Annotated in this window: 19 protein-coding genes; 7 read left to right on the plus strand and 12 right to left on the minus strand. The window is 35.7% G+C overall.

Annotation, left to right across the window (positions count from 1 at the left end; genetic code table 11):
* Positions 1–9: 9 nt before the first annotated feature.
* The 11 genes from rpsC to rpsL all read right to left on the minus strand — a co-directional run bounded on the left by rpsC (position 10) and on the right by rpsL (position 7,429).
* Complete coding sequence (rpsC, locus tag ACNQGN_RS01945; protein WP_035668118.1) at positions 10–768, minus strand: 30S ribosomal protein S3; 759 nt, start codon at positions 766–768, stop codon at positions 10–12.
* Positions 769–773: 5 nt separating this feature from the next.
* Positions 774–1,187, minus strand: a complete 414-nt coding sequence (gene rplV, locus ACNQGN_RS01950) for a 50S ribosomal protein L22 (RefSeq protein ID WP_035668120.1) — start codon at positions 1,185–1,187, stop codon at positions 774–776.
* A gap of 6 nt (positions 1,188–1,193) precedes the next feature.
* Positions 1,194–1,472, minus strand: coding sequence for a 30S ribosomal protein S19 (gene rpsS / locus ACNQGN_RS01955; protein WP_007136562.1), 279 nt, complete (start codon positions 1,470–1,472; stop codon positions 1,194–1,196).
* Between the two features lie 6 nt (positions 1,473–1,478).
* The gene (gene rplB / locus ACNQGN_RS01960; protein WP_035668122.1) at positions 1,479–2,303 is read right to left on the minus strand and encodes a 50S ribosomal protein L2; all 825 of its coding nucleotides are present in this window, start codon (positions 2,301–2,303) and stop codon (positions 1,479–1,481) included.
* 9 nt (positions 2,304–2,312) lie between these two features.
* Entirely contained in the window at positions 2,313–2,603 is a 291-nt protein-coding gene (gene rplW, locus ACNQGN_RS01965; protein WP_066081040.1) for a 50S ribosomal protein L23, read from the minus strand.
* A gap of 6 nt (positions 2,604–2,609) precedes the next feature.
* Positions 2,610–3,239 carry a 50S ribosomal protein L4 gene (gene rplD / locus ACNQGN_RS01970; RefSeq protein ID WP_143387620.1) on the minus strand — a complete coding sequence of 210 codons (630 nt, stop codon included), beginning with the start codon at positions 3,237–3,239 and terminating at the stop codon, positions 2,610–2,612.
* Positions 3,239–3,856: a 50S ribosomal protein L3 gene (gene rplC, locus ACNQGN_RS01975; protein ID WP_417964652.1), complete on the minus strand. Its 618-nt coding sequence runs from the start codon at positions 3,854–3,856 to the stop codon at positions 3,239–3,241. The genes rplD and rplC overlap by 1 nt, the downstream gene beginning before the upstream one ends.
* Positions 3,857–4,010: 154 nt before the next feature.
* Entirely contained in the window at positions 4,011–4,316 is a 306-nt protein-coding gene (gene rpsJ / locus ACNQGN_RS01980; protein ID WP_011963470.1) for a 30S ribosomal protein S10, read from the minus strand.
* Between the two features lie 11 nt (positions 4,317–4,327).
* Positions 4,328–6,484: an elongation factor G gene (gene fusA / locus ACNQGN_RS01985; protein ID WP_417986180.1), complete on the minus strand. Its 2,157-nt coding sequence runs from the start codon at positions 6,482–6,484 to the stop codon at positions 4,328–4,330.
* Between the two features lie 10 nt (positions 6,485–6,494).
* The gene (gene rpsG, locus ACNQGN_RS01990) at positions 6,495–6,971 is read right to left on the minus strand and encodes a 30S ribosomal protein S7 (protein WP_035668130.1); all 477 of its coding nucleotides are present in this window, start codon (positions 6,969–6,971) and stop codon (positions 6,495–6,497) included.
* A gap of 74 nt (positions 6,972–7,045) precedes the next feature.
* Complete coding sequence (gene rpsL / locus ACNQGN_RS01995; RefSeq protein ID WP_007136570.1) at positions 7,046–7,429, minus strand: 30S ribosomal protein S12; 384 nt, start codon at positions 7,427–7,429, stop codon at positions 7,046–7,048.
* Between the two features lie 180 nt (positions 7,430–7,609).
* On the opposite strand from rpsL, the gene ACNQGN_RS02000 reads away from it, so the two are divergent.
* The 6 genes from ACNQGN_RS02000 to rlmB all read left to right on the plus strand — a co-directional run bounded on the left by ACNQGN_RS02000 (position 7,610) and on the right by rlmB (position 16,093).
* Complete coding sequence (locus tag ACNQGN_RS02000) at positions 7,610–9,319, plus strand: BamA/TamA family outer membrane protein (RefSeq protein ID WP_417986181.1); 1,710 nt, start codon at positions 7,610–7,612, stop codon at positions 9,317–9,319.
* An 85-nt stretch (positions 9,320–9,404) separates the two neighbouring features.
* Entirely contained in the window at positions 9,405–12,593 is a 3,189-nt protein-coding gene (locus ACNQGN_RS02005; RefSeq protein ID WP_417986182.1) for a SusC/RagA family TonB-linked outer membrane protein, read from the plus strand.
* 10 nt (positions 12,594–12,603) lie between these two features.
* A complete protein-coding gene (locus tag ACNQGN_RS02010) occupies positions 12,604–14,040 on the plus strand; it encodes a SusD/RagB family nutrient-binding outer membrane lipoprotein (protein WP_417986183.1) in 1,437 nt (478 codons plus the stop codon).
* 8 nt (positions 14,041–14,048) lie between these two features.
* Complete coding sequence (locus tag ACNQGN_RS02015) at positions 14,049–14,783, plus strand: immunoglobulin-like domain-containing protein (RefSeq protein ID WP_417986184.1); 735 nt, start codon at positions 14,049–14,051, stop codon at positions 14,781–14,783.
* A gap of 10 nt (positions 14,784–14,793) precedes the next feature.
* On the plus strand, positions 14,794–15,291 hold the full coding sequence (locus ACNQGN_RS02020) for a lipid-binding protein (RefSeq protein WP_417986185.1): 498 nt from the start codon (positions 14,794–14,796) through the stop codon (positions 15,289–15,291).
* 67 nt (positions 15,292–15,358) lie between these two features.
* A complete protein-coding gene (gene rlmB / locus ACNQGN_RS02025) occupies positions 15,359–16,093 on the plus strand; it encodes a 23S rRNA (guanosine(2251)-2'-O)-methyltransferase RlmB (RefSeq protein WP_035668140.1) in 735 nt (244 codons plus the stop codon).
* 63 nt (positions 16,094–16,156) lie between these two features.
* On the opposite strand, the gene ACNQGN_RS02030 is transcribed toward rlmB, so the two are convergent.
* Complete coding sequence (locus tag ACNQGN_RS02030) at positions 16,157–16,924, minus strand: rhomboid family intramembrane serine protease (protein ID WP_417986186.1); 768 nt, start codon at positions 16,922–16,924, stop codon at positions 16,157–16,159.
* Between the two features lie 245 nt (positions 16,925–17,169).
* Here ACNQGN_RS02030 and ACNQGN_RS02035 point away from each other — a divergent pair, with 245 nt between their 5' ends.
* Positions 17,170–18,447 (plus strand): replication-associated recombination protein A, encoded by a 1,278-nt coding sequence (locus ACNQGN_RS02035; protein WP_417986187.1) that lies wholly within the window; start codon positions 17,170–17,172, stop codon positions 18,445–18,447.
* Positions 18,448–18,490 lie beyond the last annotated feature (43 nt).

The raw sequence follows: 18,490 nt of genomic DNA on the forward strand, positions 1-18,490 counted from the left end.
TTTAAAAATTTACTTTCGTTTACGAGCGTCTGGTTTTCCACCTTTATTAAAAGGCTTTCTATCTCCTCTTGGAGAATCGCCACCTTTACCACCAGCACCAGATTGTTTTTTGTCCATTCCGGCAAGTGGAGAAAGATCTCTCTTTCCATAAACTTCACCTTTCATGATCCATACTTTGATTCCCATTCTACCATAAGTAGTATGAGCTTCAGCCAAAGCATAATCAATGTCAGCTCTGAAAGTTGATAGAGGAATTCTACCTTCTTTGAAACCTTCTGAACGTGCCATTTCAGCACCATTCAAACGACCAGAAATCAGAACTTTAATTCCTTCAGCGTTCATACGCATAGAGGCTGCGATAGCCATTTTAATGGCACGTCTGTAAGAAATTCTGCTTTCGATTTGACGACAGATACTAGTCGCAACTAGATAAGCGTCAAGCTCAGGTCTTTTGATTTCAAAGATGTTAATTTGAACCTCTTTGTCAGTAATTTTCTTAAGTTCTTCTTTTAACTTGTCTACCTCTTGTCCACCTTTTCCGATAATGATACCAGGTCTGGCTGTAGTGATAGTAACGGTTACAAGTTTTAAAGTTCTCTCGATGATTACTTTCGATACACTAGCTTTTGATAAACGAGCATGGATATACTTTCTGATTTTGTGATCTTCGGCAAGTTTATCACCGTAATCATTTCCACCATACCAGTTTGAGTCCCATCCTCTGATGATACCAAGTCTATTTCCAATTGGATTTGTCTTTTGTCCCATGCTGCTTAAGAATTGCTTTGTGTGTTATTGATAGCCCCAAGCACGATTGTTACGTGATTAGAACGTTTTCTTATTCTGTGTGCTCTTCCTTGTGGTGCTGGACGAAGTCTTTTCAACATCATTCCACCATCAACACGGATTTCCTTAACAAATAAACCAGCTTCTTCCATATTAGCTTCAGGGTTTTTTGCTTGCCAGTTGGCAATAACAGATAAAACCAATTTTTCTAATTTTCTTGAAGCTTCTTTAGAACTGAATCTTAAGATGTTAAGTGCTCTTTCTACCTTCTGACCTCTTACTAGATCTGCTACTAAGCGCATTTTTCTAGGTGAAGTAGGGCAGTTATTTAACTTTGCAAAAGCCAATGACTTGTTAGCCTCTTTTCTTGCATCTGCTGTTTCTCTTTTACGAACTCCCATTGCTTCTTATTTTTTACCTTTATTTTTTGCTCCAGCATGACCTCTAAAAGATCTAGTTGGTGAAAATTCTCCTAATTTGTGACCTACCATGTTTTCTGTTACGTAAACTGGTACAAATTGACGACCGTTATGAACTGCGATAGTTTGTCCAACAAAGTCCGGAGTAATCATAGAAGCTCTAGACCATGTCTTAACAACTCCTTTATTTCCACCTGCAATGTTTTCCTGAACTTTCTTGTCTAACTTATAATGAACGAAAGGTCCTTTTTTTAATGAACGTGCCATATCTTATTATTTCTTTCTACGTTCTACGATATACTTGTTACTCGGGTTTTTCTTAGAACGAGTTCTATAACCTTTAGCTGGTATTCCATTTCTTGAACGTGGATGTCCACCAGAAGAACGTCCTTCACCACCACCCATTGGGTGATCGACAGGGTTCATTGCAACAGGTCTTGTTCTAGGTCTTCTTCCTAACCATCTTGTTCTACCTGCTTTACCAGATACAACTAATTGGTGGTCTGAATTAGAAACCGCTCCAATTGTAGCCGAACAAGTCAACAAGATTAATCTTGTTTCCCCAGAAGGCATTTTGATTGTAGCATATTTTCCATCTCTTGCCATTAATTGAGCAAATGTTCCAGCAGAACGAGCGATTACAGCTCCCTGACCTGGTCTCAATTCGATACAAGAAATTACAGTTCCTAGTGGAACTCTACTTAAAGGTAAAGTATTACCAATTTCAGGTTGAGATTCTGGACCAGAAACTAATTTCTGACCAACTTTCAATCCGTTTTGAGCAATAACATACGTTTTCTCTCCATCAGCATACGCTAACAAAGCGATAAATGCAGTACGATTTGGATCATATTCAATTGATTTAACCGTAGCAGGAATTCCTTCTTTAGTACGTTTAAAATCAATGATACGATATCTCTGCTTGTGACCACCACCCGTATAACGCATGGTCATCTTTCCTTGACTATTTCTACCACCAGAGTTTTTTATCGGCGCTATCAAAGAGCGTTCCGGCTTATCAGTTGTAATGGCGTCATAACCATTCACAACTCTAAATCGCTGACCTGGGGTAATAGGTTTTAATTTTCTTACTGACATTTTTCTATCTTAGATATTGTTGTAAAAATCAATTGTTTCTCCTTCTTGTACTTGAACAATTGCTTTTTTAATTGCATTAGTCTTTCCACTGATTAAACCACTTTTAGTGTATTTAGTAGTTCTATCCGGTCTTACGTTCATCGTGTTAACACTCAAAATAGTTACTCCATAAGCAGCTTCAATAGCTTTCTTAATTTGCACTTTGTTTGCTTTTTTGTCAACAACGAATCCGAAGCGGTTTAAAACTTCACTTTCTTTGGTTACTTTTTCCGTTACTATAGGCTTAATTATGATGCTCATATCCTATTATTTACTTAAATTTTCTTCAATTATCTCCAAAGAACTCTCTAAAAGCACTAAATTATTAGCGTTTAATATAGCGTAAGTGCTTAATTCTAAGCTACTTACCACGCTAGAGCCCTTTAAATTGCGTGACGACAAATATACATTTTTATTTGTATCACCCAACACAAACAGGGATTTTTTATCCTGTAACTCTAAAGCTTTCAAAACGTTGATGAAATTTTTAGTGTTTGGTGTTTCAAAATTAAAGTCTTCAAGAACGATAATGTTCGACTCTTTTGCTTTAATTGAGAAAGCAGATTTTCTAGCCAAACGTTTCAAGCTTTTATTCAATTTGAATGAATAACTTCTTGGTCTTGGTCCAAAAACTGTTCCACCACCTTTAAACAATGGATTCTTTGCACTACCCGCACGAGCAGTACCAGTTCCTTTTTGTTTTTTAATCTTACGAGTACTTCCCGCAACTTCAGCTCTTTCTTTAGCTTTGTGCGTTCCTTGTCTTTGATTAGCAAGATATTGCTTAACATCAAGGTATACTGCGTGATTGTTTGGTTCTATACCAAATACTGAATCAGAAAGTTGAACTTTTCTTCCAGTATCTTTTCCGTTGAAATCTAATACTTTTGCTTCCATTACTTCTGAATGATTACATAAGAGTTGTTACATCCAGGAATACATCCTTTAATAACAAGTAGGTTCTTTTCAGCAACTACTTTTAAAACTCTAAGGTTTTGAACTTTTACATTGTCTCCTCCCATTCTTCCAGCCATACGCATTCCTTTGAATACTCTAGATGGATAAGAAGAAGCTCCTACAGAACCTGGCGCTCTTAAACGGTTGTGTTGACCGTGAGTTGCTTGACCAACACCACCAAAACCGTGACGTTTTACAACCCCTTGAAAACCTTTACCTTTAGATACACCTTGTACATCTACAAATTCTCCTTCTTGAAAAATAGAAACATCTATAAGATCTCCTAAATTTTGTTCAGTTGCGAAATCTCGGAATTCAACGACTTTTTTCTTAGCTACAGTTCCCGCTTTTTTAAAGTGACCTAAAGCCGCTTTTGTGGAATGTTTCTCGTTTTTGTCATCGAAACCAAGTTGCAACGCTTCGTACCCGTCAACACCTTTGGTTCTGACTTGGGTAACAACGCATGGTCCAGCTTCGATTACTGTACAAGGAATATTCTTCCCGTTCTCGTCGAAAATGCTAGTCATGCCGATTTTTTTACCAATTAACCCAGACATAATTATTAATTATTAATTATTAAATATAAATATAGAACGCAGCTTTTAACCGAATCCTATTTTTTTTAGTGGTGCAAAAGTATAACTTATTTACACACAAACCAAAAAAATATTTTTCGCTTAAAAACAGCGTTCCTTTTTACTCTTAAACTACTTAAACTTTGATTTCAACTTCAACTCCACTTGGCAATTCAAGTTTCATTAAAGCATCAATAGTTTTAGATGAAGATGAATAAATGTCAATTAATCTCTTGTATGACATTACTTCAAATTGCTCTCTCGCTTTTTTGTTAACGTGTGGAGAACGTAGTACAGTGAAAAGTTTTTTGTGAGTTGGTAATGGGATCGGTCCTGTTACTACTGCACCTGTACTTTTTACAGTTTTTACAATCTTTTCAGCAGACTTATCTACTAACATGTGATCGTAAGATTTTAGTTTTATTCTGATTTTTTGACTCATTTTCTTAAAGATTAAGCGTTTCCTTTTGCTTTTTTGATAACTGCTTCCGAAATATTCGAAGGAGTTTCAGCGTAGTGTGAAAATTCCATTGTTGATGTTGCACGACCTGAAGATAAAGTTCTTAAAGTAGTAACATAACCAAACATTTCTGATAATGGCACATCTGCTTTAATAGTTTTAGCACCATTTCTGTCACCCATGTCATTCACCTGACCTCTACGACGGTTGATATCACCTACGATATCTCCCATGTTTTCTTCTGGTGTAATAACTTCCATTTTCATGATAGGCTCAAGAATAACAGCACCTGCAGCACGACCTGACTCTCTGTAACCCATTCTAGCAGCTAACTCAAAAGAAAGCGCATCTGAATCGACAGGGTGAAAAGATCCGTCTAATAAAGTCACTTTCAAACTATCAACTTGGTATCCTGCTAAAGGACCTGTTTTCATAGCTTCTCTGAAACCTTTTTCAACTGAAGGGATATATTCTTTAGGAACGTTACCACCTTTCACTGCATTAATAAACTGCAATCCAACTGGAGTCTTACCGTCTACAACATCTGCTGGCTCGATTCTAAATACGATATCACCGAATTTACCACGACCACCTGATTGTTTCTTGTACGTCTCTCTGTGTTGAGCAGATTTAGTAAATGCTTCTTTATATTCAACTTGAGGCTCACCTTGGTTTACTTCAACTTTGAATTCACGTTTCATTCTATCAACAAGGATATCTAAGTGAAGCTCACCCATACCTGATATAATAGTTTGCCCTGAAGCCTCATCTGTTCTAACAGTAAATGTAGGATCTTCTTCAGCCAATTTAGCCAAAGCCATACCCATTTTATCTACGTCAGCTTTAGTTTTAGGCTCAATTGCGATACCAATTACCGGTGCTGGAAATTTCATAGACTCAAGAATAATTGGGTGTTTTTCATCACACAATGTATCTCCAGTTTTAATATCCTTAAATCCAACTGCTGCCCCAATATCACCTGCTTCGATATACTCGATTGGGTTTTGTTTGTTAGCGTGCATTTGGTATATACGCGAGATTCTTTCTTTATTTCCTGAACGTGTGTTCAAAACATAAGAACCTGCATCTAAACGTCCTGAATAAGCACGGAAGAAAGCTAAACGACCTACGAATGGGTCAGTAGCAATTTTAAATGCTAAAGCAGCGAATGGCTCTTTAACATCTGGCTTACGCAAAATTTTAGTTTGATCTTCTTCTAATAATTCAGCATCATCAGGATGAATCCCTTCGATACCTTCTTTATCCATTGGAGATGGCAAATACTTACATACTGCATCTAACATGAATTGAACTCCTTTGTTTTTGAAAGAAGAACCAGCAATCATAGGAATGATAGCCATATCCATAGTAGCAGCTCTTAATGCAATGTTGATTTCTTCCTCAGTAATTGAGTCTTCATCTTCCATGAATTTTTCCAACAAATTCTCATCATAATCAGCAACTGCCTCAATAAGAATCGATCTGTACTCTTTCACTTCTGCAATCATATCTTCAGGAATAGGCACAATATCATATGTAGCACCCAAACCTTCTTCATGCCATACAATAGCTTGATTCTTAACTAAATCAACCACTCCTTTGAAGTCGTTTTCTTCACCAATTGGCAAAGTTATCGCAACTGCATTAGATTTCAACATATCTCTAACTTGCTGACAAACCATCAAAAAGTTAGAACCCTGACGGTCCATTTTGTTAACGAATCCGATACGCGGTACTCTATATTGATCTGCAAGTCTCCAGTTCGTTTCTGATTGTGGCTCAACACCATCAACAGCACTAAACAAGAAAACTAACCCATCAAGTACACGCAATGAACGATTTACTTCAACAGTAAAATCAACGTGTCCTGGGGTATCAATAATATTAAAGTGATACGGTAATGTTTCCGGTAAAGGAACTCCTTGTGTAGTAGGGAAATTCCATTCACAAGTAGTAGCAGCAGAAGTAATTGTTATACCTCTTTCTTGCTCTTGCGCCATCCAGTCCATAGTTGCAGCACCATCGTGTACTTCACCTATTTTATGTGATTTACCTGTATAGAATAATATACGCTCTGTTGTTGTTGTTTTACCAGCATCAATGTGAGCAGCAATTCCAATATTTCTTGTGTATTTTAGATCTCTAGCCATTTCTTATGAATTAAAATCTAAAGTGAGAGAATGCTTTATTAGCTTCTGCCATTTTGTGAGTATCCATTCTCTTTTTAACAGCAGCACCTTCTTCTTTAGCCGCAGCTAAACATTCAGAAGCTAACCTTTGAGCCATAGATTTTTCATTTCTTCTTCTAGAATAAAGTATTAACCACTTCATTGCCATAGAGATTTTTCTGTCTGGACGAATCTGCATTGGAATTTGAAATGTAGCTCCACCTACTCTACGACTACGTACTTCTACGTGAGGCATAACGTTAGTTAAAGCATCTTTCCATATTTCTAATGATGGTTTTTCTGCATCTTGCTTTTTTGATTCTATGATGTCAATTGCATCATAAAAAACTTTAAAAGCTGTTGATTTTTTACCGTCCCACATTAAGTTATTCACAAAACGCGTTACCAATTGGTCGTTAAACCTTGGATCTGGTAAAAGTGGTCTTTTCTTTGCCGCTCTTTTTCTCATGTCTTTTTTTTAATAAAATGTCATACCTATACAGCTGTGAAGAATCACACCCTAATAAGAACTAACCTTTTAAATTACTTTTTTGCTTCTTTTGGGCGTTTAGCACCATACTTAGATCTTCTTTGCGTTCTTCCTGCTACTCCTGACGTATCAAGTGCACCACGAACGATGTGATATCTAACTCCTGGTAAATCTTTTACCCTTCCACCCCTAACTAATACTATCGAGTGCTCTTGTAAATTGTGTCCTTCACCAGGGATGTAAGCATTCACTTCATTACCATTTGTCAAACGTACACGCGCTACTTTACGCATTGCAGAGTTTGGTTTTTTTGGTGTTGTAGTGTAAACACGCGTACAAACCCCTCTTCTTTGAGGACAAGAATCTAAAGCAACCGATTTACTCTTCTTAGTTATCTGAGTTCTTCCTGTTCTTACTAATTGTTGAATTGTTGGCATAATTAATACTAAAAATTTCTTATTATATTAAATTCCCGCTTTTTACGGGGTTGCAAATGTAGAAAATATTTTTCACTCTACAAACGTTAAACTATTAATTTTCAATAAGATTATTTTGCCGTTTGATTTTTATCACAAACCATAGATATTTGCATTACATTTAATAAAACATCCATTCATTTGAAACCTTTACTAATTTTCTTTCTTTTTTTTAAATTCGGAATGAGTTGTTCTGCTCAAAATTTTAAGTTACAAATAATTGGACAAACCGCTTCTGAAACAAAAATCATCGATTCACTGACCTATAATTCAAATCACAAAAACCCAAAATCAATCGGTGACGAAATAGCTAAGACAGCAGAAAAGCTCTCTAAAACAGGATTTATTGAAAACAAAATCCTTAACAACATCAAAACAAAAGACTCCAGCTATACCGCTACATTTAGCCTAGGAAACAGAATTAAAAAGATACATATATATATAGGTAGAAATATTCCACTCACTAATTTAATTCCAGCAACAAAAACAAAGGACACAATTATCATCCGATACGAAGAAACAGAAGCATTTTTAAACAACGCTTTACTAAAACTGGAACAACAGGGATATGCCTTAGCAAAACTAAAACTGACAAACATCCAAAATAGGAATCAAATACTTTATGCCGATCTGGAACTCACCACTGACAAAAAAAGAAAATTAAATACCATCGAAATCAGATATTCTGAGAAAGACAGCAAAACAAAATTTCCAAAAGGACATATAGCCCAAATCAATCATAAATACCGCAATAAAACTTTTAACCAGGGAATCATCAAACAGGTTCATAATGAATTCGAAAAATTCAGATTCGTAAACCAGCTAAAATATCCTGAAATTCTATTCACAACAGACAGCACAAAAATATATGTTTATCTGGAAAAGAGAAAGTCAAATACTTTTGATGGCTTTATAGGTTTTTCCAACAATGACAATAAGAAAATAGCACTCAATGGTTATTTAGACGTAAATCTGGAAAACACTTTAGGAGTCGGAGAACAATTTTCGCTCTATTGGAAAAGTGATGGGAACAAACAAAAAACATTTAAAACCAGCATCGAATTACCATACCTATTCAAAAGCCCGATTGGCCTTAAAGCAAACCTAACAATTTTCAAACAGGACAGCACCTTTCAAAACACAAAAACAGGAATTGATCTAGGCTACTTTATTACGTACAACAGTCGCATTTACTTAGGCTACCAATCAACCGAATCAAGTGACATCCAAAACACAAACAGCTTTCAGTTAAGCGATTACAAAAATTCATTTCTGACTTCGAATTTTGAATACACAAAAATCGACAATGACAATTTCACATTCCCAAAAAAGTCAGCTCTTTCCATTACGATAGGTTTCGGAAAAAGAGACATAAACAATTTATCCGAAACAGCAAGAGCAGGTAAACAATTTTACATCAACCTGGAAGCCACCCATAATTTCTATCTAAATAAAAAAAACAGCATCAATATAAAAAGCCAAAATTATTTTTTACAAAGCGATACTTACATAATAAATGAGCTGTTTCGTTTTGGAGGTTTCAATTCGATACGAGGATTTGAAGAAAATAACCTACAAGCAAACTTTTTAACAACAGTTTTAACAGAATATCGATACGCACTTTCTCCAAGTTTGTACATTCATTCCATAATAGATTATGGCATATACAAAGACCCGACAATTGTCAACGAAAACAATCAAAAAACAAGCCTAATAGGACTAGGACTGGGACTGGGAGTCCAAACAAAAAACGGACTGCTAAAATTAGCGCTCGCTAACGGAAGTACAAAAAACCAAAATTTAAATTTTTATAACACTATTATTCACATATGTTATAATGTTAAATTTTGAATGCGTGCATAAAAAATCATTTCAAATGTTAGGAAAGTTAACAAATTATTAAGATTTTTGTCTCACTAATTCAAAATATTTAAAAATGAAACTAAAGTTCAATGGATTCTTAGTACTATTAGTAGTACTTGTGGCGCAACTAACTTTTGCGCAAGAAAGAGCTGTTTCAGGAACTGTTTCTGACAATGCAGGATTACCTTTACCAGGTGTGAGTGTATTAGTGAAAGGAACTAAATCTGGAACACAAACTGATTTTGATGGGAAATACTCTATCAAAGCAACGTCAAGCCAAGTCTTGATTTTTAGCTACATTGGGATGAAAACCCAAGAAGTGTCAGCTAGTTCTACAGTAGTAAACGTTAAACTGAAAGATGATTCAGTTCAATTAGAAGGTGTAGTGGTTACCGCTTTTGGTATTAAAAAACAAAAAAGATCGTTAGGTTATGCTACGGCTAATGTAGGTGCAAAAGAACTTACCGAAGTTACTAACGTTAACGTATTTGAATCATTATCTGGAAAAGTTGCAGGTGTTGATATTACCGCTCCTGCTCAAGTTGGAGCATCCTCAAAAGTAATTATTAGAGGATTTAATTCACTTTCTAACAGTAGTCCTTTATATGTTGTTGATGGTACTCCTATCAACAATAGTAGTAATGGTGGTACTGGAAACACTAGAAGTTTTGATGCTGGTAACGGTGTTAGTGATTTAGACCCTAATAATATTGAAAGTATGTCGATATTAAAAGGTGCTGCCGCTTCAGCACTATACGGATCTAGAGCTGCAAACGGAGTAATCTTGATTACAACTAAATCTGCAAAAAACAAAGCTAAAATTTCAGTAGAATTACTTCATTCTACAGATTTTTCAGAAGTAGCAAGAGTTCCTCATTTACAAAATGAATTTGGACAAGGATGGGCAGGACTTTCATGGTCAAACTGGGCAGGTAGTCCAAACAACGCCAGTAATGAAAATGGTTCATGGGGACCAGCATTCAACGGTGAAGTTAGACCTTGGGGAGCAATCCTTAATAATGCACAGCAAATCAAACCTTACGTAGGGCTTGCAAACAACATCCAAGATTTCTTCGAAATTGGAAGCACATTTACCAATAGCGTAAGAATTAGTGGTGGTGGAGAAAATTCAAACTTCTCTTTAAACTTCTCTGATGTAAACTCAGATGGTATCATTCCTTCCGGAGCAGATTCTTATAACAGAAAAGCTCTTGGTATTAACGGAGGTATTACTGGTGAAAAATTAAGTGTTAAAGCTAATTTTAACTACATTAAAAAAGATCAAAATGCAGTAAACACTGGTCAAGGTGCTGATGCTGGAGAAGGAAACACATTAACTCAGGAATTACTACAAATCCCTAGAGACGTGAGTGTTGTTGATTTAGAAGATTACAAAAACAATCCATACAACAACAATAGTAATTATTTTTCACCATATACAAATAACCCATATTGGTCTGTATACGAAAATGCTACAAAAATTGACGGAAATCGTTTCTTTGGTAACGTAAATTTATCTTACAAAATAACTGATAAATTAACTGCTAGCTACCAGGCTGGTGGAGATTACAGAACAGAAAAAATCAAATCTTACGGTGCTGTAGTATCATTCGAACCTGGATCTGCACAAGCCAATGCAGCTGCGAATGCAGTAGTTGGAGGGGTGACAGAACAGACAAATGAAAATGCTGAATTTGACACAAATTTAAACTTAAATTACAACACTAACATTACTGAAGACTTTAACTTAAATGCACTTTTAGGTTTCAACTCAAATGAAAGAAAAGGATCTTCGTTAACTGGTCAAATTACTAATTTAGATATCCCTAATTTCTACGAACTATCTAACTCTTCTATCAAACCAGCTGTTTTTCAAAATGACTTTTTAAGAAAATCTTTTGGTGTGTTTGCTTCTGTTGAAACATCATACAAAAACGTACTTTTCTTAACTTTGACAGGAAGAAATGACTGGACTTCTACTTTACCTCAAGGAGCCAATTCTTATTTCTACCCTTCAGTAAACATCAGTGGAATTGTTGTGGACACTCCTAACTATTTCTTAAAATTAAGAGCTGGTTATGCTGAAATAGGAAATGACACTGGATCATATCAAACAGAATCAGCGTTGGTTCAAGGAAATGCAGGATTAGGTTTCGGTAACATTATTCTTCCTATTGGTGGGGTTAATGGTTATGAATATGCTGGTAACTTAGGTAACTCATCACTTAAACCAGAAAGAACAAATGAATTTGAATTCGGTTTTGAAACTAATTTATTTGCAAAGAGAGTTAACCTTGATGCATCTTACTACAACAAAACTACTGAAGGTTTATTATTCGGAAGACCTGTAGCAACATCTACTGGATTTACTTCTCAAACAACAAACCTACTTGATGTGAACAACAAAGGTATAGAGTTAGTATTGAATGTGATTCCTGTAAAAACTGACAATTTCCAATGGGATTTCACAACTACATTTACTAAAAATGAATCAGAAGTTACTGATATCGTTGGAGATGTTAGCAAAATACAACTTGCAACAAATTACGGAGTATCATTTAACGCAGTAGTAGGACAACCTTTAGGTGTATTTAGTACTTTTGTACCTAGAACTAATGACTTAGGACAATTTATTGTAGATGCTAATGGATACTACAAAGTTACCGATGACGAACAAAAAGTTGGTACTTCACAAAGAGATTTCGTAATGGGTTTTAAAAATAAAGTGTCTTATAAAAATTTAGCGCTATCTTTTGGAATCGATTGGAAACAAGGTGGTGATATGTATTCATACACTAAAAGACTTTCTCATTTTACAGGAAATGGAATCGAAACTGCTTACAATGACAGAAATACATTTATCGTACCAAACTCTGTAGTTGAAATAGTAGGTACAGATGGTACAGTTACCGGTTACGCAGAAAACACAAATGCTATTAGCTTAGAGTCTGTAACAGATTTTTACAATCCTGGTAACAATCCTGGTATAGAACAAACGCATGTAATAGACAAAACATTTGTAAGATTAAGAGATGTTTCTTTAACTTACACTGTTCCTTTTACAATTATTAAAAAAATGGGATTATCTAATGCTTCGTTCAGTGTATACGGCAAAAATTTAGCTTTATGGACACCAAACGAAAATCCTTATGTTGATCCAGAATTGTCAACTTTTGGAGATGGATTATTAAGTGAACAAGGTGAGTTTGGAGCTAATCCTTCACAAAGAACTTATGGAGCTAGCCTTAAATTAACATTCTAAAAAAACGAAAATGAAAAAATTTATAATTAGTATACTAGTTTTATCAACTACATTTATAGGATGTAGCACTGATTTAGATATCAATAGAGACCCGGATTCATTAGACCCAAACAGTGCTCCTCTTTCTGCACAATTACCTTCAGGTATTGCTGGATTAATAGGATCACAAGGAGCTTCTTTCGCAATCATTGGAGGAATGTGGTCACAATATTGGACACAAAGTAATGCTGCCAATCAATATAAAGAAATCGACAATTATACAGTTGGTACTTCTGACTACAATTTTGCTTGGAATGGTATGTTTGATGCCTTAGGCGATATTAGAAATGTAAAAAGGAGAGCGTTAGCAGAAGGAAACTGGAAATACTATTTGATAGCTACTACATTAGAAGTACAAGCTTCACAAGTATTAACAGACTTCTACGGAAGTATCCCTTACACAGAAGCTAACAACAGTACAATTTTGGAACCTAAATTCAACACAGGTGAAGAAGTTTATACTATGATGATTGCAGACATAGATGATGCACTTTCAAGAGATTTGTCAGCATCAACAGGAAGCAATCCAGGAGCTGATGATTTTATTTATGGTGGAAATATGGCTAATTGGACAAAACTAGCCAATACTTTAAAACTAAAAGTATACATGAGACAGACCAATAGTTCAAGAGCTGCAATAGCAGATGCTGGAATAACAGCGATGTTAAACAGTGGTGCACAATTCTTAACCGTTGATGCTGCAATGACTCAGTTTACTGATGCAATTAATCAAAGTAATCCATTGTTCGAATACAATAACAGAAGATTAAACGTTGCAACTAACCTTAGAATGAGCACAACATTAGCTTCTTTCCTTGACGAAAATGCAGATCCTAGAAAAGCAGCTTACTACCTAGCAGGGAATTCTCTTAACCAAGGAGATTATACCAATACCGTAGGAGCAGGAACTATAGCTATAGTAAAATTAAGCGCTACTACTCCAGCTTTAATCATGAGTAAAGAAGAAAGTTTCTTATTACAGGCAGAAGCATTGGAAAGATACAAATCTGGAACAGGTGCAAAAGCTTTATATGATGCTGCAATACTTGCGAATTTCACCAGACATGGTCAAAATGGAGCTGCATTTGTTGCAGGCGCTTATGCTTACCCAACTACAGGTACACTTGAAAATAAAATCGAAGCTATAATCACCCAAAAGTGGGTAGCTAGTTTTCCTGGTAATGGTTTCGAAGCGTTTTTTGAAAAAAACAGAACAGGATATCCTAAAACATCTGCTGTACCAGCATCTAGTAATTCATATGTTTCTGGACAATTTACTTACTCAGTAAATGGTACAACTGGAGGTTTATTCCCAAAAAGAATTGCATACCCTCTTTCTGAAAGAAATGCTAATCCAAACGCACCAACTTTGATACCAATAACAACTCCAGTTTGGTGGAATAAATAAAAAAAATCATGAAAAAAATAATAGCTCTTTTAGTAGTTGCAAGCACTTTTTTTGTGTCTTGTGACGATATAGATACTGCAAATGTATCTTCAATAACAAACTATCCTTTAATTACAGTTATAGGAAGTAATCCGATCTTTGTTCCCCTAGGAGGTACTTATACTGATCCAGGTGCAGTTGCTACAGAAAACGGAGCACCAATAGCATTCACTAGTGTTGGATCTGGAAATTACAGAAAAGCAACAACTATCGATACCAATATTGCAGATGAATATTCTCAGACTTATACTGCCTCTAATAAAGACGGTTTTAAAGCCAGCGCCGTAAGAAAAGTTATAGTATACAAAACCGGAGATTTAGTAAACAGTATAGAAGGGGTTTACACTTGTACCATAAGCAGAAATGGGGTAACCCCAAGTAATGCTTACAGAAACATAAAGTACATCTATATTTGGAAGAACACAGATGGTTCCTATGAAATATCTGATTCTTTCGGAGGTTGGTATCAATATGGAAGAGGCTTAGGTTTAAGCTATATTACACCTGGTGCAAAAATCATTGCAAACAATATTGCGACAAATGACTTTAGCTTTCCCGGAACACAATCTAATCTAGGATTTGGCGGTAGTTCAGACATCACCTCATTAACAGTTAATGCAACTACTAAAACACTTGTACTAACAACTAGTTGGGATGCAGGACCATACATATTTGTAGGCACATTAACTCAAGTTCAACTTTAATATCATAAAAATGAATATATTAAAAAATAATTTTATAAAAGTACTTTTTGGTATTCTTATAGTAACGTCATTCTCATCGTGTGATGAAGGAGGCGATCCAAACCCAGGAGGAACAACGACGGAAAAATTTGCTGGAGATTGGTATATCGATCTTGTAGATACTGATGGACACGATGTTGCTGCACATGCTTTACATTCAACTTATAACACTGCCGCAAATGACAATACAATGTGGATTGACGACCATGAAAATGGTTATGTTATAAAATGTAAAATCACCATGGATGTTGCAACTGGTACTTTTACCGCAGTGGCTGAACCAAATATCATTGATGCTGGAACAGTAACAATTACTGAAGGTAAAATTGAAAAAGGCGCAGGAGTTTCTAAAGCAGGACATACTGTAGATAAAATATCTTTCAGAGCCCATTTTAGCTACGATGACGCAGGATATGACATTCTTTACGAAGGTCATAAAAGAACTGGTTTCAAAGAAGATGAATACTAGAAACTAAATAATAAATTTGAAAAACCATCCCACCATCAGGGATGGTTTTTTTTTATATATTTGCACCATGGAAAAAGAACACCAAATATTCGGGATTAGAGCAATAATTGAAGCCATACAAGCGGGCGCAACAGTAGACAAAGTATACATTCAAAAGGAAGCAAGCAGCGAACTGATGAAAGACTTGATGAAAGTGATGAAGCGTGGTAATATTAATTTTTCTTATGTTCCTGTTGAAAAACTAAACAGACTTACGCCAAATAACCATCAAGGTGCAGTGGCAACCATCTCTCCTATCTCCTTTTTTGATTTAGAATCGTTAATTGAATCTGTAATTGAAAATGGAAAAAAGCCGTTATTTTTAATTTTGGATCAAATATCTGATGCACGTAATTTTGGTGCTATCATACGAACTGCCGAATGTACGGGAGTAAACGGAATAATAGTTCAAAAAGCAGGTTCTGCTCCTGTAAATGGAGATACCGTAAAAACATCCGCTGGAGCTGTTTTTAACATTCCTATCTGTAAAGTAGAACACATTAAAGACGCTATTTTTCTTTTACAGGCCAGTGGTATTAAAACCGTAGCCGCTACAGAAAAAACAGATCAAAACATCTATGATATTTCTTTAAACGAACCTGTAGCTATTATTATGGGATCCGAAGATCGCGGCGTAAATCCTTCTGTTTTAAAAATAGTGGATGAAAAAGCTAAACTGCCTATGTTTGGAACCATTGGTTCTTTGAATGTTTCGGTAGCTTGCGGTGCTTTTTTATACGAAGCAGTAAGACAAAGAAGTTAGCCTACTTTTTATTGGCGATTAACTTTTATATATTTACTACTACTTACCTACTTTAAAAATGAATTAAGACTCCGGTTTTGATTCATTTTTTTCATTTTGCACGATCTTATAATCAACGGGGTAATTTGAAGAATAATAGGATGCTTCTTCCTCCGTTATTTCAGGCGGGGGAAGATTAACGAAATTTCCATTCACATCAAAACGCTGCATGAATGGATCTTCATCAGGATTATACTCTGGTTTTTCCCAATCGTACTTAATCAACTTTTTATACTCCGGTGTTTTATAAATTAAAGATAAAGTAAAACCAGCTATCAAGCCCGCCAAGTGCCCTTCCCAAGAAATTTTTTCATCCACTTTTGGAAAAGCATACCACACCAAACCACCATAGATAACAATAACAGCAAGTGATAAAGCAACCAGGCGATAATACTTTGTTTGTATCCCTTTGAAAAAAATGAAGCTCACCAAAACATAAACCAAACCACTGGCACCAATATGGTAATTATCCCTTCCTATAACCCAGGTGATAATTCCTGAAAGTACTATTCCAAATCCAATTACTTTAACAGATTGATTCGCATAAAAAAATTGCAAAGCTGCCAATAAGATTACTAATGGAATTGAATTATTATACAGATGCTCAATATCACCGTGAATAAACGGGCTAAACAACACGCCTTGCAAACCCCAAAGTTCTCTTGGAAAAATACCGTTTTCAACAAAATCAAAATCAAACCGTATTTCAAGCCAAAAAACAAACCATAGGAATACCACAAAAAAAAGTGGCAGCGCAATAACAGAATTAGTAAATTTGAAATGATTGTCCATTAATTATAGTTTCGTTTTCCACTACATTAAACTCAAAAATTTATCCAAAAGCAATTTAATGCTATTTTGTCATACTCAGAGTAAAAATACGCTTTAAACAACAACACCTTAAGATAGAAACTCCACCGTCTTTCTCATTTTTTAAAGCGCTAAAAAGACACAATATAAGGTTGGAAATACCCGCAATAAAAAGCAACTTTTAAGAATCTCAAGCAAATTCAGGTAAAAAATAGTAATTTTACACAATGGAAGCACCACTTGCAGAACGCATTCGACCACAAAAACTAGAAGACTATATAAGTCAATCCCATTTGGTAGGACCAAGTGGCTCCTTGACACAACAAATTTCAAAAGGAATAATTCCTTCTTTAATTTTCTGGGGACCGCCAGGAACAGGAAAAACGACTTTAGCACAAATTATTGCACAAGAATCGAAACGTCCGTTCTACATACTGAGCGCCATCAATTCCGGCGTGAAGGATATTCGTGATGTTATTGAAAAAGCAAAGCAAAGCGGTGGCCTTTTTACAGCAAAAAACCCGATTCTCTTTATTGACGAGATTCATCGTTTTAGTAAATCCCAACAGGACTCCTTATTGGCAGCTGTAGAAAAAGGTTGGATAACATTAATAGGCGCCACTACTGAAAATCCAAGTTTTGAAGTTATTCCTGCATTACTTTCACGATGTCAGGTTTATGTTTTAAATGCATTTACTAAGAAAGATTTGGAAGCCTTATTGGAACGCGCCATGAAAACAGATGCTTTTTTGACAACGAAAAACATTGTTTTAAAAGAAACAGAGGCTCTTTTGCGACTTTCCGGAGGCGATGGACGCAAGCTATTAAATATTTTTGAACTTGTCGTAAACGCTTCGAATGAAGCTGACATTATCATCACGAATGACCGCGTTTTCGAATTGGTGCAACAAAACACCGTTTTGTATGATAAAAGTGGGGAACAGCATTATGATATTGTCTCGGCTTTTATAAAATCAATTCGCGGAAGTGATCCTAATGGAGCTGTATATTGGCTTGCAAGAATGATTGAAGGTGGTGAAGATGTAAAATTCATAGCCAGACGTATGCTCATTCTCTCCAGTGAAGATATAGGAAATGCAAATCCGACCGCTTTTATTATGGCCAATAATACTTTTCAGGCCGTTGCAACCATTGGCTATCCTGAAAGCAGAATTATATTAAGCCAATGCGCCATTTACCTCGCAACATCTCCAAAAAGCAATTCCTCTTATCTTGCCATAGGTACTGCCCAACAGCTGGTGAAACAAACAGGTGATTTGCCCGTTCCAATTCATTTGCGCAATGCTCCTACCAAATTAATGAAAGAATTGGGTTATGGCGACGAGTATAAATATTCGCATGATTTTGCCAATAATTTTGCAGAGCAAGAATTCCTACCCAATGAGATAAGCAATAAGGCCCTATATGTTCCCGGAACCAATTCCAGAGAAAACACAATACGGGAGTTCTTAAAAAACCGTTGGAAAGAAAAATACGGGTATTAATATGCCTATTAATGAGAAGAGATGCACCGCAGCGCATCTCTTT

Origin of the sequence: Flavobacterium rhamnosi, from assembly GCF_048286515.1 — a bacterium.
GTDB lineage: Bacteria > Bacteroidota > Bacteroidia > Flavobacteriales > Flavobacteriaceae > Flavobacterium.